Genomic DNA, 19831 nt, shown 5'->3' on the forward strand with positions numbered 1-19831 from the left:
ATGAAGATTCTCGTGCCCGTCAAACGGGTTGTCGACTACAACGTGAAGATCCGGGTTCGTCCGGATGGCACGGGTGTCGAGCTTGCCAATGTGAAGATGTCGATGAACCCGTTCGACGAGATCTCGGTGGAAGAGGCGCTGCGGCTGAAGGAAGCCGGCAAGGCGGAGGAAGTGGTGGTCGTGTCGATCGGCCCGGCCAAGGCCGAGGAGACGCTGCGGACGGCACTTGCCATGGGCGCCGACCGGGCGATCCTGGTCGAGACCGACGATGCCGTCGAGCCGCTCACTGTGGCCAAGATCCTGAAGGCGGTCGCCGATGCCGAACAGCCGAGCTTGATCATCACGGGCAAGCAGGCGATCGACGACGATTCGAACCAGACCGGCCAGATGCTGGCGGCGCTCTTGGGTTCGGCCCAGGCGACCTTCGCCTCGAAGATCGAGATTGGTGACGGCAAGGCGACCGTGACCCGCGAGGTCGATGGCGGCCTGCAGACGATCGAGATCAAGCTGCCGGCGGTCGTCACCACCGATCTGCGTCTCAACGAACCGCGTTATGCCTCGCTGCCGAACATCATGAAGGCGAAGAAGAAGCCGCTCGACAAGAAGACGCCAGCCGATTTTGGCGTCGATACGACACCGCGGCTGAAGGTGCTGAAGACCGAGGAGCCGTCCGGCCGCAAGGCCGGCGTCAAGGTCAAGTCGGTCGCCGAACTCGTCGACAAGCTGAAGAACGAAGCCGGCGTGCTCTAATCGGGTTGGAATAGGAGTAATTATCAATGACCATTCTTCTTCTGGCCGATCATGACAATGCCAGCCTTTCCGACCAGACCGCCAAGGCGCTGACCGCGGCAAGCCAGATCGGCGGCGATATCCATGTGCTGGTCGCCGGCAAGGGCGCCAAGGCTGCGGCCGATGCGGCGTCAAAACTCTCCGGCGTCTCGAAGGTGCTGCTCGCCGAAAGCGACGAGCTTGCCAACAATCTGGCCGAGCCGCTTTCCGACCTGATCGTTTCGCTGGCCGGTTCCTACGACACGATCCTCTCGGCCGCGACTTCGGTCGGCAAGACGGTGCTGCCGCGCGTGGCCGCTCTTCTCGATGTCGCCCAGGTCTCCGAGATCATCGAGGTCGTTTCATCAGATACCTTCAAGCGTCCGATCTATGCCGGCAATGCCATCCAGACGGTGCAGGCAAGCGATGCCAAGAAGGTCATCACCGTGCGCACCGCTTCCTTCGCCTCCGCTGGTGAAGGTGGTTCGGCAAGTGTCGAGGCAATCCCGGCTGTCTCCGATCCCGGCCTGTCGCGTTTCGTCTCCGATGCGCTGTCGGCCTCGGAACGTCCGGAACTGACCTCGGCGAAGATCATCATCTCGGGCGGCCGGGCACTCGGTTCTGCCGAGAAGTTCAAGGAAGTCATCCTGCCGGTTGCCGACAAGCTCGGCGCCGCCGTCGGCGCATCGCGTGCCGCCGTCGATGCCGGCTATGCGCCGAACGACTGGCAGGTCGGCCAGACCGGCAAGGTGGTCGCGCCCGATCTCTATATCGCCGCCGGTATTTCCGGCGCCATCCAGCATCTGGCCGGCATGAAGGACAGTAAGGTGATCGTCGCCATCAACAAGGACGAGGAGGCGCCGATCTTCCAGGTCGCCGACTACGGCCTCGTCGCCGATCTCTTCGACGCACTGCCGGAATTGCAGAAGGTGCTCTGAGCGGGAGAAACCGAACGTGGCTCGCGTCGTGGGACGTCCAATCAAACCTGGTGCCGACCTTCTCCTCAACGATGATACGAAGCCGGCCTATGTTCGGCTGCACGACATCGGGAGGGAGAGGCGTCCGCAGCCGCTGCAGGAATTCCTCAACGGCGTCGGCGGGCTGATGCTGTCGGCGGAAGCTCCTGCCGTTGCCAGTTTCGTCGCCGGCAAGGTTCTCCAGAAGCTGCTCAAGACAGGCAAGATGCGCGCCGAGGGCCAGCCTCTTCCCGGCGCGCCGGAAGGCCTTGATGATGCCATTACGCATCTTGCAAAGTCAGGACGGAAATACGAGGCGCTCGCCGGCCAATTCCGCAGCCTCGCCGACAGCCTGCTCTGGCGGCGCGGCCGCTCCGGACCCTTCGCCAGCCTGAATTTCGGCAATACGCACTCCCATGCGGTCGTGGTCGGGCCTGGCGGCATGGAGGAACGCGCCGATCTCCGGCTCGGCGTCATCTATATGAATCGCTACACCCGGTTCCCCGATCATGTTCAGACGCAGCCGCGCGCTTTCCTTTTGCTGTCGCCGGCGGAAATCTCCCTTGGCGATTCCCAGTGGTTTTCTGCCGCGACCGGCACAGTCTTCGCAAACGACGCCGGGCAATCCTTCGCGATAAGATGCACGGCCCGCCCGCTTCTCGCGGTCTGGTGCCAGGTCGAGCCGGAGACGAATGGATGAGCGAGATGACTGACCTGCCCGAACGCGAGAGCATGGAATTCGACGTCGTGATCGTCGGCGCCGGTCCGGCCGGTCTGGCGGCGGCGATCCGGCTGAAGCAGGTCGATCCGGAACTGTCGGTCGTGGTGCTGGAGAAGGGCGCCGAGGTCGGGGCGCATATCCTGTCAGGCGCCGTCGTCGATCCGATCGGCATCGATAGGCTGCTGCCCGGCTGGCGCGAGGATGGCGATCATCCCTTCAAGACCGAGGTGACGGCCGATCATTTCCTGGTGCTCGGCCCGGCCGGCTCGATCCGCCTGCCGAACATGCTGATGCCGCCCTTGATGAACAATCACGGCAACTACATCGTCTCGCTCGGAAACGTCTGTCGATGGCTGGCTGGCAAAGCGGAGGAACTCGGCGTCGAGATCTATCCGGGCTTTGCCGCAACCGAAGTGCTCTACAATGAGGCGGGTGCCGTCATTGGTGTCGCCACCGGCGACATGGGCATCGAGAGGAACGGCGAGCCCGGCCCGAACTATACCCGCGGCATGGAACTGCTCGGCAAATACGTGCTGATCGGCGAAGGCGTGCGCGGCTCGCTCGCCAAGCAACTGATCGCCAAGTTCGACCTGCAGAAGGATCGCGAGCCGCAGAAGTTCGGCATCGGCATCAAGGAACTCTGGCAGGTCAAGCCCGAGAACCACAGGCCGGGTCTGGTGCAGCACTCCTTCGGCTGGCCGCTCGGCATGAAGACCGGCGGCGGCTCCTTCCTCTATCATCTCGAAGACAATCTGGTGGCGGTCGGCTTCGTCGTGCATCTGAACTACAAGAACCCCTATCTCTACCCCTTCGAGGAGTTCCAGCGCTTCAAGACGCATCCGGCGATCCGCGGCACCTTCGAGGGCGGCAAGCGGCTCTCCTATGGCGCTCGCGCCATCACCGAGGGCGGCTACCAGTCGGTGCCGAAGCTCACCTTCCCCGGCGGCGCGCTGATCGGCTGTTCGGCCGGTCTGGTCAACGTGCCGCGCATCAAGGGCAGCCACAATGCGGTGCTGTCGGGCATGCTGGCGGCCGAGAAGGTGGCGGCGGCGATCGCATCGGGCCGCAGCCATGACGAGGTCATCGAGATCGAGAACGAATGGCGCAAGGGCGACATCGGCAAGGACCTGAAGCGGGTGAGGAACGTCAAGCCGCTGTGGTCGAAGTTCGGCACGGCGCTGGGCGTGGCGCTCGGCGGTCTCGACATGTGGACCAACACGCTGTTCGGCTTTTCCTTCTTCGGCACGCTTGGTCATGGCAAGACCGATGCGCAGTCATTGGAGCCGGCCGCAAACCACAAGCCGATCGCCTATCCGAAGCCGGACGGCGTTTTGACCTTCGACCGTCTGTCCTCGGTGTTCCTGTCGAACACCAATCACGAGGAGGACCAGCCGGTGCATCTCAAGGTCAAGGACATGGCGCTGCAGAAGCGATCGGAGCACGACATCTATGCCGGTCCGTCGACGCGTTACTGTCCGGCCGGCGTCTACGAATGGGTGGAGAAGGATGGTGAGGAGACCTTCGTCATCAACGCCCAGAACTGCGTGCACTGCAAGACCTGCGACATCAAGGACCCCAACCAGAACATCAACTGGGTGCCGCCGCAGGGCGGCGAGGGGCCGGTCTATCCGAATATGTGACAACCGAAAATTCAATTTAAGAGGAAGGATATCGAAATGGACGTTCGCGCCGCCGTTGCCGTTCAGGCAGGAAAACCGCTCGAAGTGATGACCGTGCAGCTCGACGGCCCGAAGGCCGGCGAAGTGCTGGTGGAGATCAAGGCGACCGGCATCTGCCACACCGACGACTTCACCCTGTCGGGCGCCGACCCGGAAGGCCTCTTCCCCGCCATCCTCGGCCATGAGGGCGCCGGCATCGTCGTCGACGTCGGCCCGGGCGTCACCTCGGTCAAGAAGGGCGACCACGTCATTCCGCTTTATACACCCGAATGCCGCGAGTGCTATTCCTGCACGTCGCGCAAGACCAATCTCTGCACCTCGATCCGATCAACCCAGGGTCAGGGCGTGATGCCGGACGGCACGAGCCGCTTCTCGATCGGCAAGGACAAGATCCATCACTATATGGGCTGCTCGACCTTCGCCAATTACACGGTGCTGCCGGAGATCGCGCTCGCCAAGATCAATCCCGACGCGCCCTTCGACAAGGTCTGCTACATCGGCTGCGGCGTCACCACCGGCATCGGCGCGGTCATCAATACCGCCAAGGTCGAGATCGGCGCGACCGCGATCGTCTTCGGCCTCGGCGGCATTGGCCTGAACGTGCTGCAGGGGCTGCGGCTTGCCGGCGCCGACATGATCATCGGCGTCGATATCAACCCGGATCGCAAGGCCTGGGGCGAGAAGTTCGGCATGACGCATTTCGTCAATCCGAAGGAAGTCGGTGACGACATCGTGCCCTATCTGGTCAACATGACCAAGCGCAACGGCGACCTGATCGGCGGCGCCGACTATACGTTCGACTGCACCGGCAACACCAAGGTGATGCGCCAGGCGCTCGAAGCTTCGCATCGCGGCTGGGGCAAATCCATCATCATCGGGGTTGCCGGCGCCGGCCAGGAAATCTCGACGCGGCCGTTCCAGCTCGTCACCGGGCGCAACTGGATGGGCACGGCCTTCGGCGGCGCGCGCGGGCGCACCGACGTTCCGAAGATCGTCGATTGGTACATGCAGGGCAAGATCCAGATCGATCCGATGATCACCCACACCATGCCGCTCGAAGACATCAACAAGGGCTTCGACCTGATGCATAAGGGTGAATCGATCCGCGGCGTGGTGGTCTATTGAGCATGAAGACGATCTCGACCGACAAGTCTTACGGCGGCACGCAGGGCGTTTACGTCGAACGCTCCGAGGCCTGCGATTGCGACATGACCTTTGCGGTGTTCGTGCCGCCGCAGGCCGCCAAGGGCAAGCTGCCGGTTCTGTGGTATCTGTCCGGCCTGACATGCACGCATGCCAATGTCATGGACAAGGGCGAGTATCGGCGGCTTGCCGCCGAACTCGGCCTGATCGTCGTCTGCCCGGATACCAGCCCTCGCGGAGACCATGTTCCCGACGAAGCGGACAACTGGCAGTTCGGCAAGGGTGCGGGCTTTTACGTCGACGCCACCGAGCCGCCCTATTCGGCGAATTATCGCATGTACAGCTATATCGCCGACGAATTGCCGAAGCTTGTTGGAGCCGAGTTTCCGGTCGACATGGACCGCCAGGGGATCTTCGGCCACTCGATGGGCGGACACGGCGCGATCACGATCGCGCTCAAGAACCCGGATCGCTTCCGCAGCTGCTCGGCCTTCGCGCCGATCAGCCATCCCTCGGTTTCCGGCTGGTCGAAGCCGGCCTTCCGGAAATATCTCGGAGCCGACGAAAAGACCTGGCGGGCCTATGACGCCTGCTCGCTGATCGAGGACGGGCATCGTTTCCCCGAACTCTTCGTCGACCAGGGAACGGCGGACAGCTTCCTGGAGGATGGGCTGCGCCCCGACGAGTTGAGACAAGCCTGCGAGGCGGCTGATATCAACCTCAAGCTCCGCATGCAGGAAGGCTACGGCCATTCCTACTTCTTCATTTCGACATTCATGGAAGACCATCTGCGCTGGCACGCGCAGAGGCTGGGAAATTGATTGCAGAGCTCGGCCGGGCATAACGCAAACGGCCAGGGAGGGAAGGAGAAAATCAATGAGCAGCATAGCCATTCATCCGGCAGTGGATTCAGGCTTTCGAGCGACTGACGCCGCCTTTGCGGGCGGGACGCTCGTGTGCAAATGCGCGAGCAACCCCGTCAAGGTCAGGATCAAGGGCGACATCGCCCACAACCACGCCTGCGGCTGCACCAAATGCTGGAAGCCAGAGGGAGCGGCCTTCTCGGTGGTGGCGGTGGCGCCGACCGAAAATGTCGAGGTGCTCGAAAACGGCGACAAGCTCGCTGTCGTCGATCCCGCGGCCTTGATCCAGCGCCATGCCTGCAAGGAGTGCGGCGTGCATATGTACGGTCCGGTCGAGCGCGAACATCCGTTCCAGGGGCTGTCGTTCGTCCATCCCGAGCGCTTCCAGGAAAGCGGCTGGGCGAAGCCCGGCTTCGCGGCCTTCGTCTCGTCGATCATCGAAAGCGGCTTCGACCCTTCGAAGATGGACGCCGTCAGGGCGCAGCTCAAGGCATCGGGCCTCGAACCCTATGATTGCCTCTCGCCCGGCCTGATGGACTATATCGCCACCTGGACCGCCAAGAAGAGCGGCGTTCTCGCCGCATAATTCTTCGGGGAGCGCCGAACAGGCGCTCCTTTTGAAGTTCAGCGATCGACCTCGGCCAGAGACAATCTCGCCGACCTGCCACAATAGCCCATGAGACGAACCCCGCGACGGCTGCCGCCGCGGGGTTTTCGCTGTGTCGGTCACTCCTGAAACACGCAGGGCATCAAGCCCCTCGATCGGCGGAAACGTTCTCCCTTGCATGGGGACGCCGATCATCGTCGGCGCTCAACCGCATGCTCTCCGTTTATTGTGTATCTTAAGAATAATGAATGTGTACATAGAGTACACAATTGTTGACTCCGTCCGGGAGGCGTGTCATCTTCACAAGCGTAGGGCAACGAGCGGTCGGAGATCGACGATGGCGAAGACACCCAAGAGCAATCTCTACGAAGATCTGAAACGCCAGATTCTGACGATGGAGCTGGATCCGGACGCCGATCTGGACGAGGTCAGTCTGAGTGAGAGGTACGGCCTGTCGCGGACCCCGGTGCGGGACATATTCCGCCGTCTGGCCGGTGAGGGCTATATCGATATCCGCGAGAACAGGGGGGCGCGGGTCATCCCGATGAACCACTCCACGCTGCGGAATTTCTTCCTCGTTGCGCCGATGATCTATGCGGCGATCGGCCGTCTCGCGGTGCAGAATTTCAAGCCTGCGCAATTGTCCGACCTGAGGCAGACGCAGGAGCGCTTCCGAGCCGCCAGCGAGACCATGGACCCGCTGGCGATGGTTCTGGAGAACAACCGCTTTCACGAAATTTTCGGCGAGATGTCGGGCAACGTCTACATGCAGCCGAGCCTGGGCCGGCTGCTGATCGACCACGCGCGCATCGGCCACACGTTCTTCCGGCCGAGAAACGAGGACATGCGGCGGCGGCTTCGGCTGGCCGTCGAGCATCACGACAGCTTCATCGCAGCGCTTGGCGCTCACGATGAGGACGCCGTCGTCGACCTCGTTTTCGAACACTGGGAATTGTCCCGCGAGAACATGGAGATGTTCATCGCTCCGCAAGGCCTCAAGGCGGACGCCTTCGTCGGCGGTCCGGCCACGCAATTATTGGAGAAGTCATCGTGAAATTTGAGGGGATCTATACGCCGGCGATCACGCCGCTCGACCGGAGTGGTCAGATCGACCGGCCGGCATTTGCCGCCGTGCTCGAATCGCTGATCGAGGCCGGCGTCCACGGCATCATCGTCGGCGGCTCGACGGGCGAATACTACGCCCAGAGCGGCCAGGAGCGTTTCGAGCTTGCGGCTTACGCGAAAGAGGTCATCGGAACTCGGTTGCCGCTCATCATCGGCACCGGCGCCACGCGCACCGAGGATTCGGTCGAATATGCAAAGGCGGCGAAGGAAATCGGCGCGGATGCGATCCTGGTGTCGTCGCCGCCCTATGCGCTGCCGACCGAACGCGAAAACGCTGTTCATGCCCTGACGGTTGACCGCGCCGCGAACCTGCCGATCATGCTCTATAACTATCCCGCCCGCATGGGCGTGGTGATGGGCGAGGAGTATTTCTCCCGCGTCGGCAAGTCGAAGAACGTCGTCGCCATTAAGGAAAGCTCCGGCGACATGGGCAATCTTCACCTGCTCGCCCGGAAGTTTCCGCATATCGCGCTGTCCTGCGGCTGGGACGACCAGGCGCTCGAGTTCTTCGCCTGGGGCGCGAAGAGCTGGGTCTGCGCCGGCTCCAACTTCCTGCCGCGCGAGCATGTCGCCCTCTACGAAGCCTGCGTCGTCGAAAAGAACTTCGACAAGGGCCGGGCGATCATGAGCGCGATGCTGCCGCTGATGGATTTCCTCGAATGCGGCAAGTTCGTCCAGTCGATCAAGCACGGCTGCGAAATCATCGGCCTGAAGGCAGGCCCGGTGCGCGCGCCGCTGCGCGGCATGACCTCCGAAGAGAAAAGAACCCTTGAGACTGTCGTCGCCACTTTGAAGCGCACGGTCGCCCAGATCACGTCGGGAGCCAACCATGCATGAACCTTTGACCGCCGCCGAATACAAGGCACTCGCCAAAGACCTCACTCTGCCCACCAATGCCTTCATCGACGGCGCGTACCGTCCGGCGAAGTCGGGCAAGACCTTCAAATCCACCAATCCCGCAACCGGCGAACTCCTCGCCGAGATCGCTGCCTGTGATGCAGGCGACGTCGACTACGCCGTCGCCAAGGCCCGCGAAGCCTTCGACGATGGCCGCTGGCGTCAGCTGACGCCTGGCGCGCGCAAGGAAACGCTGATCGAGTTCGCAAAGCTGCTGGAGCGCAACCGTCACGAACTTGCCGTCATGGAAAGCCTCGACAGCGGCAAGCCGGTCCGCGAGTGCCAGACCGTGGATGTCCCCGACACGATCCACACGATCCGCTGGCATGCGGAGCTGATCGACAAGCTGTACGACAACACCAATTCCGTCGGCCCCAATGCGCTGGCCATGGTCGTTCGTGAACCTATCGGCGTGGTCGCCTGCGTCCTGCCATGGAATTTCCCGCTGCTGATGCTCGCCTGGAAAATCGCGCCGGCGCTCGCCGCCGGCTGCTCGGTGATCGTCAAGCCCGCCCAGGAAACCACGCTGACGACGCTGCGTGTCGCCGAACTGGCGCTCGAGGCCGGTATCCCGGCAGGCGTTTTCAACGTCGTCACCGGCAGCGGCAAGGATGTCGGCGAACCGCTCGGCCTGCATATGGATGTCGACATGGTCGCCTTTACCGGATCGACTCCCACCGGCCGTCGCTTCCTCCACTACTCGGCCGATTCCAACCTCAAGAAGGTGGTGCTCGAATGCGGCGGCAAGAACCCGGCCGTGGTGCTTGAAGACGCTGAAGACCTCGATCTCGTCGCCGAGCAGGTGGTCAACGGCGCCTTCTGGAATATGGGCGAAAACTGCAGCGCATCCTCGCGCCTCATCGTTCACGCCAGCATCAAGGACGAACTCCTCAAGCGGATCGGCGCCTATATGCGCGAGTGGAAGACCGGCGATCCGCTCGATCCGGAAAACCGCATCGGGGCGCTCGTCAGCAAGAGCCATTTCGAAAAGGTGAGGTCGTTCCTCGACGACGTGAAGAGCGAGAAGCTTTCGCTGGCCTTCGGCGGGCAGACCCAGGACGGCGTCTACATCGAGCCCACGGTCGTTGACGGCGTCACACCGGCCAGCCGCCTGTTCAAGGAGGAGATTTTCGGGCCGATCCTGTCGGTAACGACATTCGAGACCCTCTCCGAAGCCGTGGCTCTCGCCAATGACACCAATTACGGCCTGACCGCGTCGGTCTACACGGGCAGCCTGCGCAATGCGATCCGGGTGTCGCGGGATATCCGTGCGGGTCTGGTCACCGTCAACTGCTTCGGCGAGGGCGATGCGAGCACGCCGTTCGGCGGCTACAAGGAGTCCGGCTTCGGCGGCCGCGACAAGTCGATCTTCGCCCACGACAATTACTGCGAACTGAAGACCATCTGGATCGACGTATCCGAACGGTCTGTCGACGAGACGATCCGATGAGCCGACATGTGATCAAGCACCTGCCGACCGATACCGGTGTCTCGGGATGGGAGGCGATGAGTGAGCGTGCCTTTCCCGTGACGGCGCTTGAACACGACATAACCGCCGACTGGCTGATCATCGGCGGCGGATTTGCCGGCCTGTCGGCGGCACGCCGCCTCTCACAGTCGCGCCCTCAGGACAAGATCGTCATCCTGGAGGCGCGCGAACTCGCCAAGGGACCGGCCGGCAGGAATTCCGGCTTCATGATCGACGTGCCGCACAACCTGTCCTCGGGCGAGTATTCGGTATCCGACGAAGAGGCGACCAAGGAGGAGATCCGGCAGAACCGCATGGCGATCTCCTTCGCAGCGGATGTCGCGGCCGAATACGGCCTGTCCAGGGAAACATTCGATCCCTCGGGCAAGGTGAATGCGGCCGCTTCCGAGCGCGGGCTCGGGCTCAACGACAACTACAGGAAGTCGCTGGAGAAGATCGGCGAGGAACATCGCGTTCTCGACGCCGATCAGATGCGGGAGATGACGGGCTCGCGCTATTATCGCGGCGGGCTCTATACGCCGGGCGCGGTGATGATCCAGCCCGCCGACTATATTCGCGGCCTGGCGCGCGGCCTTTCCTCGAAGGTCGCCATCCACGAACACTCGTCGGTGCTGGAGCTTTCGCGCGAAGGCCGGAGCTGGAAGGCGAAGACCGCCCGCGGCTCCGTCTCCGCGCCGAAGGTCATTCTGGGCGTGAACGGCCATATTCAAAGCTTCGGCCATTTCCGCGGCCGGCTGATGCATATCTTCACCTATGCTTCGATGACGGCGGCTTTTTCCCAGAACGAATTTGCAGGCGATGTCACCGGCGTCGATCGCTGGGCGCTGCTGCCGGCCGATCCGATGGGCGCAACGGTGCGCAAGATCACCACCGACGGCCGTTCGAGGATCGTCGTCAGGACGCGGTTCACCTACGACCCGAGCCTCAAAGTGTCGGAAAAGCGCGTCGCCGGTATCGCCGCCGAACAGCGCCGGTCCTTTGACGCCCGGTTTCCCGGAATGGAGCGCCTGCCGATGGAATATAGCTGGGCGGGCGCGCTCTGCCTCAGCCGCAACCATGTGCCGGCCTTCGGCGAGGTCGAAGAAGGGCTGTTCTCCGCCTGCTGCGAAAACGGTCTCGGCACCGTCAAGAGCACGCTTGCGGGAATGATGGCGGCCGACCTGGCATCGGGCGCCGGCAGCCCCGAGCTCGACAAATTCAAGAACCAGCCGGAACCGACCAGACTGCCGCCAGAGCCCATCGCGTGGCTCGGCGTCAACTCGGTCATCCGCTTTCAGGAATTGCGTGCAGGCCGCGAGGGATGATTCCTCGGGTCACGCAATATGAAGCTGCCCGTCAGCAGACTTCAAAGGGAACGTAAAACAGGAGTAACAACAATGAAAAATTTGTGGAAGGCGCTTTGCGCCGCTGCGATGGTGGGGATCAGCATCCTTCCCGCTCGCGCGGAAGAAAAGACGATCAATCTGGGCACGATGGCGTGGGAAGACCTGACGCCCATCACCGGCATCACCAAGAAGGTTCTCGAAGACGCCGGCTACACGGTGAAGGTGACCGAGTTCTCCGAATGGGGCATCGCCTATGCCGCTCTCGCCAAGGGCGATATCCAGGCTCTCACCTCGCAGACCGACTACGTGGCCTCGGACTATTGGGACAAGAACAAGAACCGTCTCGAAAAGATTTCGCCGGTGTCGCATGGCCTCTACCAGGGCGTTGCCGTTCCGAAATATGTCCCGATCGACTCGCTGGAACAGCTCAATGAAAACGCCGACAAGTTCGGCGGCAAGATCATCGGCATCGAGCCGGGCGCCGGCCTGATGCGCGATACGGCGAATGCGGTCAAGGATTACGGCCTGAAGCTCCAGCTCGTCGAAGGCAGCACGGCCGCGATGACGGCGGCGCTGAAATCCGCCTACGACCGCCAGGAATGGATCGCGGTCACGATCTGGGAGCCGTCGTGGATGGTCCAGAAGTACGAGGTCAAGTACCTCAAGGACCCGAAGGGCGTATTCCCGCCGCCGCAGACCTATTACTGGATCGGCCACAAGGGCTTCTCCGAAGAATATCCGCATGCCCGCGAAGTCATGGCCAGCGTCTACGTGCCGATCGCCGACATCACCACCATCAACGGTGCGGTCAAGGACGGCAAGACCATGGACCAGGCCGTGCAGGATTGGATCGGCGCCCATGCCGACCTGATCAAGCGCTGGGAAAACATCAAGAAGAACTAAGACGCCTCGTGGCCGTCCGCTCCACCGGGCGGCCACCCTGAAGCCCAATGAAAGAAGCCGGCGCCAATTGGCTCAAAGGGGATCGCCATGAAAACCGTAAACACCGATTTCAATGATGTCCTGATCGACTGTCAGTCCCTGTGGAAAGTCTTCGGCGCCAAGTCCGCCGCTGCGATGAAATCGATCAGGGAACGCGGCCTCGGCAAGAAGGAAGTCCTGCAGGAATTCAACTGCGTCGTCGGTGTATCCGAGGCGAGCCTCCAGGTCCGCCGCGGCGAAATCTTCTGCATCATGGGCCTGTCGGGAAGCGGAAAATCGACGCTCATCCGCCTTCTCAACAAGCTGATCACGCCGAGCTCCGGCAAGGTCCTCGTCAAGGGACGGGACATCGCCAGCCTGTCGCCGGCCGATCTCAGGCAGATGCGGGCCAAGAACATCGGCATGGTGTTTCAAAGCGTCGCCCTCCTGCCGCATCGCACGGTATTGGAAAATGCGGCCTTCGGACTGGAAGTCCAGGGGATCGCGAAACCGCAGCGAAACAAGACTGCCGCCGCAGCACTCGAGAAGGTCGGCCTCGCCGATTGGGTGAGCCGGTATCCGGGCGAGCTTTCCGGCGGCATGCAGCAGCGCGTCGGGCTTGCGCGCGCGCTGGCTTCCGATCCCGAGATCATCCTGATGGACGAGCCGTTCAGCGCCCTCGACCCGCTGATCCGCCGCCAGCTGCAGGATGAATTCCGCCAGTTGACCAAAGCCCTCGGCAAATCGGCCGTCTTCATCACGCATGACCTCGACGAGGCGATCCGCATCGGCGACCGCATCGCCATCATGAAGGACGGCGTCATCATCCAGACCGGCACGGCCGAGGAAATCATCCTCAATCCGGCCGACGCCTATGTGGCCGAATTCGTCGCGGGCATTTCCCGCCTTCACCTGATCAAGGCGCATTCCGTCATGCGCAGCGTTTCCGAGTTCCAGCAGGGCGCGCCGAATTCCGATATCGCGTCGCTGGCGCGCACGACGCCGGACGCCGACATCGACGAGCTCATCACCTTGACGATGCAGTCGGAGCGCGACGCCATCGCCGTCGTCGACAACGATCAGGTCGTCGGCGTCGTCACGCCGCGCAGCCTGCTGATGGGCGTCAAGGGAACCTCCGCCCACGATCTGACGGCGGCGTGATCCCAACTGGAGGTATTGAGATGGATACTTCAGCCTTCACCGATCTTTTCGACGAATGGACGGACTCGGCGCTCGAATGGGTGAGCGACAATGGCGAGTTCCTGTTCGACTATATCAGGCAGGTGCTCGAAGGGCTCTATGACGGGATCCTGTGGCTCCTGCAGCTTCCACCCTTTTACGTGATCGCCCTCATCGTGGCGCTCATCGGCTGGCGGCTGGTCAATGTCTGGTTCGGCGCTCTCGCCGGCGTCGCATTGGCGCTCTGCTTTTCCATGGGTCTCTGGCCGGAAACGATGAGCACGCTGGGTCTGGTGCTGACCGCGACCTCGCTCGCTTTGGCGATCGGCATCCCGATCGGCATTGCCGCTGGTTTCTTTACCGGCCTCGACCGCTTCATGGAACCGGGCCTCGACCTGATCCAGACGCTGCCTCCTTATATCTACCTGCTGCCGGCGATCGCCGTGCTCGGCTACGGCCCTGCCACCGCGATGATCGCGACGGTGATCGTCGCCGTGCCTCCGGCCATCCGCCTGACTTCTCTCGGCATCCGGATGACGCCCAAGGAGTTCATCGAACTCGGAGAGGCGCTCGGAATGACGCCGGCGAAGATGTTCTTCAAGATCCGCCTTCCCTTTGCGCTGCCGAGCATCATGGCAGGCATCAACCAGAGCCTGATGATGGCCTTCGGCATGGTGGTCATCGCCGGCATCGTCGGCTCCGGCGGGCTCGGAGAGACGATCTATGGCGCGATCAGAACGCTCGATATCGCGACCTCGATCAATGGCGCGATCGCCATCGTGGTATTGACCATGGTGATTGACCGGATAACCCAGAGCGCTGCCCGCCTGGGAACAGGGAGGAAGTCATGAATCCTGCGAACCTGCAGTTTTCGCCCGGCGCTTTCCTCGCGCCTGCGGTCGATTGGCTCAACACCAACCTTCACCCGCTCTTTGCTGCCATCAGTGCGGTGGTCGAAGCGGTCCTTTCGGCAATCGAGGCGGCGCTTCTCTTCGTGCCCCCCTTTGCGCTGATCGCGATCGTCGTCGTCCTGGCGTTCTTCGCCGTCAGCCTGCGCGCCGCCATCCTTGCCGGCCTTTGCCTCGGCTTCTGCCTTCTCGTCGGGCTGTGGACGGCATCGATGCAGACGCTCGCGCTGGTCACCGTCGCCGTCATGATTTCCGTGCTGATCGCCTTCCCGATCGGCGTGCTCTGCTCGCGCTACAAGACGCTGGAGGCCGTGGTTCGCCCGATCCTCGACGTGATGCAGACCGTGCCGCCATGGGTCTACCTCATTCCGGCGGTGATGATCTTCAGCCTCGGGCGCGTGCCGGCCATCATCGCCACCATCGTCTACGGCATTCCGCCGATGCTGCGCCTGACGACACTCGCCTTCAACCAGGTGCCGAAGGTGTTCATCGAGCTCGGCAGCGCCATCGGCGCGCCGCCGCGCTCGATCCTCTGGAAGATCGAGATCCCGCTCGCCAAGCAGACGCTGCTCGTCGGGCTCAACCAGTGCATCCTTCTGTCGCTGGCGATGGTCGTGCTCGCCGGCCTCGTCGGCGCCGGCGGTCTCGGCGCGGAAGTGACGCGCGGCCTGACGCGCATGGAGATGGGGCTTGGCCTGCGGGCGGGCCTTGCGATCGTCGCGGTCGCCCTGCTGCTCGACCGGCTGTCGCGCGGCCTGCTCGACCGCGGCAGTCTGCCGAAGGCGAGATGAGCAAGGATTGACGGGATGAGAAACAGCTTCTTCTGCATCGACGCCCATACCTGCGGCAACCCGGTCCGCCTCGTTGCCGGCGGCGGTCCACTGCTGCCGCACTTGCCCATGGGCGAACGACGGGAGATCTTCGTCCGCGACCATGACTGGGTGCGCAAGGCGCTGATGTTCGAGCCGCGCGGGCACGACATCATGTCGGGATCGATCATCTATCCGGCCTATCGCCAGGATTGCGATTTCGCCGTTCTTTTCATCGAGGTGAGCGGCTGCCTGCCGATGTGCGGCGCCGGCACCATCGGCACCGTGACCGCCGCGATCGAAGAAGGATTGGTCAAGCCGCGTGAGCCCGGAAGGGTCGCCATCGAAACGCCGGCGGGCAGGGTCGACGTCACCTATGAGGTGAAGGATGGATATGTCGATTCCGTTCGTCTCCACAATGTCGCGAGCTATCTCCATGAGGCCGATGTCGCGGTGGATGTGCCAGGAATGGGCCGCCTGCGCGTCGATATTTCCTATGGCGGCAATTATTATGCGGTCGTCGAGCCGCAGGAGAACTGGAGCGGGCTTGACGGCATGAGCGCATCCGACATCGTCGGCTGCAGCCAGAAGCTCCGGGCAGCACTTGCCGATGTCTGCAATCCCGTTCATCCCGACGATGCCAGGATATCGGGCGTGCACCACGCGATCTGGTGCGACCGCCCGGTGAACGATGTTTCGGACGGGCGCTGTGCGGTCTTCTACGGCGAGAAGGCCATCGATCGCTCGCCGGGCGGCACCGGCACTTCGGCGCGCATGGCGCAGCTCCATGGGAAGGGACGGCTTACCGTCGGGTCGCGCTATCGTCATGAAAGCCTGATCGGAACCATCTTCGAGGGCCGGGTGGAAGCCGAGGCAAAGATCGGGCCTTATCGCGGCATTCTCCCGAGCATCGGAGGCTGGGCGCGGGTCATCGGGCATAACACCATTTTTGTTGACGATCGTGATCCGCTAGCGCACGGTTTCCAGATTAGATGAGCGCATTCAGGGACGGTGATGAGATGACTATGCGACCCGGGCAGCATCGGCAGGCAGACGGAGCCGCGAAACCCGCCGCCCGGCTCAAGGTTGGGTTCGTTCTGTCGCGGTCGTTCACGCTGTCCGCCTTTGCGCTGTTCGTGGATACGCTGCGGCTTGCCAGCGATGAGCAGGACCGTTCCGGAAGGGTGCTTGCCGACTGGCAGGTGATCGGCAGCACGCGTCATCTGATCACCTCGAGCTGCGGCGTCCAGGTTGCGCCGACGTCCGATTTCGTCGATCCCGCGCGGTTCGACTACATCGCCGTCGTCGGCGGCCTTCTCAGCGTGGAAAACCCCGTCGACCAGCAGACCATCACCTTCCTCAAGCAGGCGGATGCCAAGAAGGTGCCGCTGATCGGCGTGTGCACCGGTTCGTTCATCCTTGCCGCGGCGGGGCTGATGAAGCGGCACGAGTCCTGCGTGAGCTGGCTGCATTACAGGGAGTTCCGCGAGCGGTTCCCAGAACTCAGCGTTCGCTCCGACCGGCTCTTCAATCTCGATCGCCAGCGCGGGTCCTGCGCCGGCGGCAGCAGTGCTGCCGACATGGCGGCGTTGCTGGTCCGGAAATACATCAGCCGTGATGCCGAACGAAACGCGCTTGAAGTGCTGCAGATCGAGAAGGCCCGTGCTCCGGCCGACATTCAGCCCCGGCGTCCGCTCTACGACGATTACGACGATGCCCGCGTCAAGGCGGCGATGATCACCATGGAGCAGTTCGTCGACGGCAGCATGCCGATCGAGAAGCTCGCCGCCATGGTCGGGCTTTCCCGGCGGCAGCTGGAGAGAATCTTCATCGAGAAGACGGGAATGTCTCCCGCCAAGGCCTATAACCGTGTCCGCATGGAGCGGGCAAAATCGATCCTTGCCCAGTCGAAGGCGCCGCTGATCGAGATCGCGCTGGATGTCGGCTTCGAAAACGCCTCGCAATTCACGAGGACGTTCAAGCGCACATTCGGGCAGACGCCCTCCCAGCACCGCGCGGCCGCTGCGAGAGCGCACTGAACGCAGAGAGTTTCAGATCTCTTCCCAGGGAAAGCTGTCCAGCCGTTCCGCGCCCTTGGCCGTGATCAGGGCCTGGGTCTCCAGCTTGATGCTTTCGGAGCCGGCCTCGGCGATCAGGCTTTCGACATTGAGCACCATGCCTTCCTCGATGATGCCGCTGAAATCGGGATCGAAATCCGGATGCAGCAGGACGCCGGGCCACTCATCCGCCATGCCGGTTCCGTGCAGGGCGAGGGTGTATCGATAGGGCTGGTATTTCTCCGGAATCTGCCATGAGTGTTCGTTGAATTCGCCGAATGTCATGCCAGGCCTGATGATGGAAAGATTGTACTCGATCTGATCCCTGGCTGCGGCGTAAAGCTCCTTCTGCTTGGCGTTCATGGCGACATGGCCCGCCGTCCATGAGCGCGAGAGATCCGCGCAATAGCCGTAGGGACCGATCATGTCGGTATCGAAGGAAATCATCTCGCCGCGCTTGATGACGTAGTCCGAACATTCCTGATACCAGGGATTGGTTCTCGGACCCGCGGTCAGAAGCTTGGTTTCGAGCCACTCGCCGCCGCTGCGCGCATTTTCGAAGTGCAACTCGGCCCAGATCTCGCGTTCGGTGCGGCCGGGCTCGGAAACTTCGTACATCCGCGCCATGCCGGCTTCGCAGACGCGGATCGTCCATCGCATCAGTTCGATCTCCTCGGCGCTTTTGATCGACCGCGCCCGCTCGGCCAGTTCCTGGCCGTCGAGCAGCGTAAATCCGCGTTCCCGGAGTTCGAATGCGCCTGACGGTTCGAGCCTGTCCACCGCCAGGCGCCTGTTGCCGCCGCTGGTCTTCATGAGATGCGTGACCTCGTCCGCCCAGGCTTTCAGCCGAGGCTCCATCAGGTTCCCGGCGGTGAAGAATATCCACGACTTCGCCGTCCGGATCTCGTCGATGCCGGGCAGTCCGTCATTGACGTGCTCGGCGCCTTCGAATTCGAAGAGGATCGCCGGACCGTCGGCGAGGATCAGGGCGTAGCGCGACGGATTGTGCATCGTCCAGATGCTCATGTTCGAGGAATCGAAAGCGTATCGGATGTTGACGGGATCGTAGAGCAGCAGGGCGCCGCAATCCCATTCGCGCATCTTCAGGCGCAACCGTTCCAGACGGTAGCGGCGCGCCCTGTCGAGCGTTTCGGCCGGCACGGGACTCATGAGGGGCCGGTCGGCTCCCTCGGGGTTGAGATAAGCCTGCTTTCTCTCGTCCTTGAAGATGGTCGAGCCGGATGGCTCGGTGGAACAGCTTTCGTCTCGCAGCATCCGAGGCAATCCTTCCGGTTCGTGAGGTGGGTGGGCGGTGCTCAGCGCTCGATGACGAGATCGCTGAGCGGCTTGGAGCAGCAGGGCAGGAAGAAACCGGCGTCGATTTCGCGCTGCCGGATTCCGCCATTGTGGCTCATCTCCACCGAGCCGGAGACAAGCTTCGACTTGCAGGTCCCGCAGACCCCGTTCGAGCAGGAGGAGGGCAGGCGGACGCTGCCTTTCTTTGCCGCTGAAAGCACGGTCTGGTCTGACGGGACTTCCAACGTCTTGTTCTGTTTCGAGAATTCGACCTGGAAAGTCCTCGTCGCCGGCTGTACTTCGACGTCGAGGCCCGGCTCGTCGATGACGGCGGCGTCGAAGCTCTCTTCGATATAGTTTTCTACCGGGACGCCGAGAGCCGCCGTGATCGAACGCGCCGCCGCCATGAACGGCGCGGGACCGCAGCACATGACGACGCGTTCGGCAATGTCGGGAACGGCAAGCTTGAGGAATTCCGGCGAGATCCGGCCGGTCAGCCCTGGCCATGCTAATTCGCCGGCGACCGTCTCGGGAAGAAACTGGAGACGCAGTCCCTTCATCCTCGCTGCGAGCCCCGAAAGGTCATGGCGAAAGATCAGATCGGCAGGCGTTCTCGCCGCGTGCAGGAAGACGATGTCCGACGCTTCGTAGCGGTCTGCCAGATCACGTGTGATCGACATGACGGGCGTGATGCCCGAACCTCCGGAGAGCAGCAGAAGCTTGATCTTCTCGCCCTTGGGTCGGATGAAATGACCAAGCGGTCCTTGACCCTTGACGGTCATGCCTGGAGCCATGTGGTCGTGGAGCCAGTTCGATATCCGGCCGCCGGGCACGCGCTTGACCGTCACCGTAAAGGCGTTGCTTCGATGGGGCGACGACGAGATGCTGTAGCATCGCGCCTCGCCATCCGAACCGCTGGGGAAGTCGAACAGAAAATACTGGCCGGCATCGAAGTGGAAATGCTTGCCTTCGGGCGACGCGAACGTGAAGCTTCTCACGTCATGCGTCTCCTGATGGACGTCGAGACAGACGAGGGTCTCGTCGGTCTCCGAATCCCAGACCTGCTGCGCGCTCTGACCTAGACGCAT

19 protein-coding genes are annotated in these 19831 nt (G+C 62.6%); 17 read left to right on the forward strand and 2 right to left on the reverse strand.

All coding sequences use genetic code 11. From position 1 onward, the window contains the following. The 17 genes from ATY78_RS20280 to ATY78_RS20360 all read left to right on the forward strand — a co-directional run bounded on the left by ATY78_RS20280 (position 1) and on the right by ATY78_RS20360 (position 17429). On the forward strand, positions 1-750 hold the full coding sequence (locus ATY78_RS20280; RefSeq protein WP_088684094.1) for an electron transfer flavoprotein subunit beta/FixA family protein: 750 nt from the start codon (positions 1-3) through the stop codon (positions 748-750). Positions 751-776: 26 nt separating this feature from the next. Continuing rightward, positions 777-1706, forward strand: coding sequence for an electron transfer flavoprotein subunit alpha/FixB family protein (locus ATY78_RS20285; RefSeq protein WP_088684095.1), 930 nt, complete (start codon positions 777-779; stop codon positions 1704-1706). Positions 1707-1722: 16 nt separating this feature from the next. Next, the gene (locus ATY78_RS20290) at positions 1723-2424 is read left to right on the forward strand and encodes a dimethylsulfonioproprionate lyase family protein (RefSeq protein ID WP_088684096.1); all 702 of its coding nucleotides are present in this window, start codon (positions 1723-1725) and stop codon (positions 2422-2424) included. Beyond that, positions 2421-4085, forward strand: a complete 1665-nt coding sequence (locus ATY78_RS20295) for an electron transfer flavoprotein-ubiquinone oxidoreductase (RefSeq protein WP_088684097.1) — start codon at positions 2421-2423, stop codon at positions 4083-4085. The genes ATY78_RS20290 and ATY78_RS20295 overlap by 4 nt, the downstream gene beginning before the upstream one ends. A 36-nt stretch (positions 4086-4121) precedes the next feature. Beyond that, positions 4122-5249: an S-(hydroxymethyl)glutathione dehydrogenase/class III alcohol dehydrogenase gene (locus ATY78_RS20300; protein ID WP_088684098.1), complete on the forward strand. Its 1128-nt coding sequence runs from the start codon at positions 4122-4124 to the stop codon at positions 5247-5249. A 2-nt stretch (positions 5250-5251) separates the two neighbouring features. Next, positions 5252-6088 (forward strand): S-formylglutathione hydrolase, encoded by an 837-nt coding sequence (gene fghA, locus ATY78_RS20305; protein WP_088684099.1) that lies wholly within the window; start codon positions 5252-5254, stop codon positions 6086-6088. Positions 6089-6143: 55 nt separating this feature from the next. Continuing rightward, complete coding sequence (gene gfa / locus ATY78_RS20310) at positions 6144-6716, forward strand: S-(hydroxymethyl)glutathione synthase (protein WP_088684100.1); 573 nt, start codon at positions 6144-6146, stop codon at positions 6714-6716. 358 nt (positions 6717-7074) lie between these two features. Beyond that, positions 7075-7791: a GntR family transcriptional regulator gene (locus ATY78_RS20315; protein ID WP_088684101.1), complete on the forward strand. Its 717-nt coding sequence runs from the start codon at positions 7075-7077 to the stop codon at positions 7789-7791. Further along, complete coding sequence (locus ATY78_RS20320) at positions 7788-8699, forward strand: dihydrodipicolinate synthase family protein (RefSeq protein WP_088684102.1); 912 nt, start codon at positions 7788-7790, stop codon at positions 8697-8699. Before ATY78_RS20315 ends, ATY78_RS20320 begins: the two co-directional genes overlap by 4 nt. Then, complete coding sequence (locus ATY78_RS20325) at positions 8692-10209, forward strand: aldehyde dehydrogenase (RefSeq protein ID WP_088684103.1); 1518 nt, start codon at positions 8692-8694, stop codon at positions 10207-10209. Before ATY78_RS20320 ends, ATY78_RS20325 begins: the two co-directional genes overlap by 8 nt. Then, on the forward strand, positions 10206-11552 hold the full coding sequence (locus ATY78_RS20330; RefSeq protein WP_088684104.1) for an FAD-binding oxidoreductase: 1347 nt from the start codon (positions 10206-10208) through the stop codon (positions 11550-11552). The genes ATY78_RS20325 and ATY78_RS20330 overlap by 4 nt, the downstream gene beginning before the upstream one ends. 72 nt (positions 11553-11624) lie before the next feature. After that, positions 11625-12476 (forward strand): glycine betaine ABC transporter substrate-binding protein, encoded by an 852-nt coding sequence (locus ATY78_RS20335; protein WP_088684105.1) that lies wholly within the window; start codon positions 11625-11627, stop codon positions 12474-12476. A gap of 87 nt (positions 12477-12563) precedes the next feature. After that, positions 12564-13655, forward strand: a complete 1092-nt coding sequence (locus ATY78_RS20340) for a glycine betaine/L-proline ABC transporter ATP-binding protein (protein WP_088684106.1) — start codon at positions 12564-12566, stop codon at positions 13653-13655. A gap of 20 nt (positions 13656-13675) precedes the next feature. Further along, positions 13676-14524, forward strand: coding sequence for an ABC transporter permease subunit (locus tag ATY78_RS20345; protein WP_088684107.1), 849 nt, complete (start codon positions 13676-13678; stop codon positions 14522-14524). Continuing rightward, the gene (locus tag ATY78_RS20350; protein WP_088684108.1) at positions 14521-15372 is read left to right on the forward strand and encodes an ABC transporter permease subunit; all 852 of its coding nucleotides are present in this window, start codon (positions 14521-14523) and stop codon (positions 15370-15372) included. Before ATY78_RS20345 ends, ATY78_RS20350 begins: the two co-directional genes overlap by 4 nt. Positions 15373-15387: 15 nt before the next feature. Continuing rightward, positions 15388-16386, forward strand: coding sequence for a 4-hydroxyproline epimerase (locus ATY78_RS20355; RefSeq protein WP_088684109.1), 999 nt, complete (start codon positions 15388-15390; stop codon positions 16384-16386). 29 nt (positions 16387-16415) lie between these two features. Further along, positions 16416-17429: a GlxA family transcriptional regulator gene (locus tag ATY78_RS20360; protein ID WP_088684110.1), complete on the forward strand. Its 1014-nt coding sequence runs from the start codon at positions 16416-16418 to the stop codon at positions 17427-17429. A gap of 12 nt (positions 17430-17441) precedes the next feature. Here the strand turns inward: ATY78_RS20360 and ATY78_RS20365 are convergent, their stop codons facing one another. Both ATY78_RS20365 and ATY78_RS20370 read right to left on the reverse strand, forming a co-directional pair. Continuing rightward, the gene (locus ATY78_RS20365; RefSeq protein WP_088684111.1) at positions 17442-18722 is read right to left on the reverse strand and encodes a Xaa-Pro peptidase family protein; all 1281 of its coding nucleotides are present in this window, start codon (positions 18720-18722) and stop codon (positions 17442-17444) included. 41 nt (positions 18723-18763) lie between these two features. Beyond that, a complete protein-coding gene (locus tag ATY78_RS20370) occupies positions 18764-19831 on the reverse strand; it encodes a hybrid-cluster NAD(P)-dependent oxidoreductase (protein WP_190237504.1) in 1068 nt (355 codons plus the stop codon).

The organism is Rhizobium sp. R635 (assembly GCF_002211285.1).
Lineage (GTDB): Bacteria > Pseudomonadota > Alphaproteobacteria > Rhizobiales > Rhizobiaceae > Rhizobium.

Excerpts from the sequence above, each read along its gene's own strand:
- ATY78_RS20280 (WP_088684094.1), top strand. The coding sequence starts at position 1 with ATGAAGATTCTCGTGCCCGTCAAACGGGTTGTCGACTACAACGTGAAG.
- ATY78_RS20285 (WP_088684095.1), top strand. The coding sequence starts at position 777 with ATGACCATTCTTCTTCTGGCCGATCATGACAATGCCAGCCTTTCCGAC.
- ATY78_RS20295 (WP_088684097.1), top strand. The coding sequence starts at position 2,421 with ATGAGCGAGATGACTGACCTGCCCGAACGCGAGAGCATGGAATTCGAC.
- ATY78_RS20300 (WP_088684098.1), top strand. The coding sequence starts at position 4,122 with ATGGACGTTCGCGCCGCCGTTGCCGTTCAGGCAGGAAAACCGCTCGAA.
- fghA (WP_088684099.1), top strand. The coding sequence starts at position 5,252 with ATGAAGACGATCTCGACCGACAAGTCTTACGGCGGCACGCAGGGCGTT.
- gfa (WP_088684100.1), top strand. The coding sequence starts at position 6,144 with ATGAGCAGCATAGCCATTCATCCGGCAGTGGATTCAGGCTTTCGAGCG.
- ATY78_RS20315 (WP_088684101.1), top strand. The coding sequence starts at position 7,075 with ATGGCGAAGACACCCAAGAGCAATCTCTACGAAGATCTGAAACGCCAG.
- ATY78_RS20325 (WP_088684103.1), top strand. The coding sequence starts at position 8,692 with ATGCATGAACCTTTGACCGCCGCCGAATACAAGGCACTCGCCAAAGAC.
- ATY78_RS20330 (WP_088684104.1), top strand. The coding sequence starts at position 10,206 with ATGAGCCGACATGTGATCAAGCACCTGCCGACCGATACCGGTGTCTCG.
- ATY78_RS20335 (WP_088684105.1), top strand. The coding sequence starts at position 11,625 with ATGAAAAATTTGTGGAAGGCGCTTTGCGCCGCTGCGATGGTGGGGATC.
- ATY78_RS20340 (WP_088684106.1), top strand. The coding sequence starts at position 12,564 with ATGAAAACCGTAAACACCGATTTCAATGATGTCCTGATCGACTGTCAG.
- ATY78_RS20345 (WP_088684107.1), top strand. The coding sequence starts at position 13,676 with ATGGATACTTCAGCCTTCACCGATCTTTTCGACGAATGGACGGACTCG.
- ATY78_RS20350 (WP_088684108.1), top strand. The coding sequence starts at position 14,521 with ATGAATCCTGCGAACCTGCAGTTTTCGCCCGGCGCTTTCCTCGCGCCT.
- ATY78_RS20355 (WP_088684109.1), top strand. The coding sequence starts at position 15,388 with ATGAGAAACAGCTTCTTCTGCATCGACGCCCATACCTGCGGCAACCCG.
- ATY78_RS20360 (WP_088684110.1), top strand. The coding sequence starts at position 16,416 with ATGCGACCCGGGCAGCATCGGCAGGCAGACGGAGCCGCGAAACCCGCC.
- ATY78_RS20365 (WP_088684111.1), bottom strand. The coding sequence starts at position 18,722 with ATGCTGCGAGACGAAAGCTGTTCCACCGAGCCATCCGGCTCGACCATC.
- ATY78_RS20370 (WP_190237504.1), bottom strand. The coding sequence starts at position 19,831 with ATGCGTCTAGGTCAGAGCGCGCAGCAGGTCTGGGATTCGGAGACCGAC.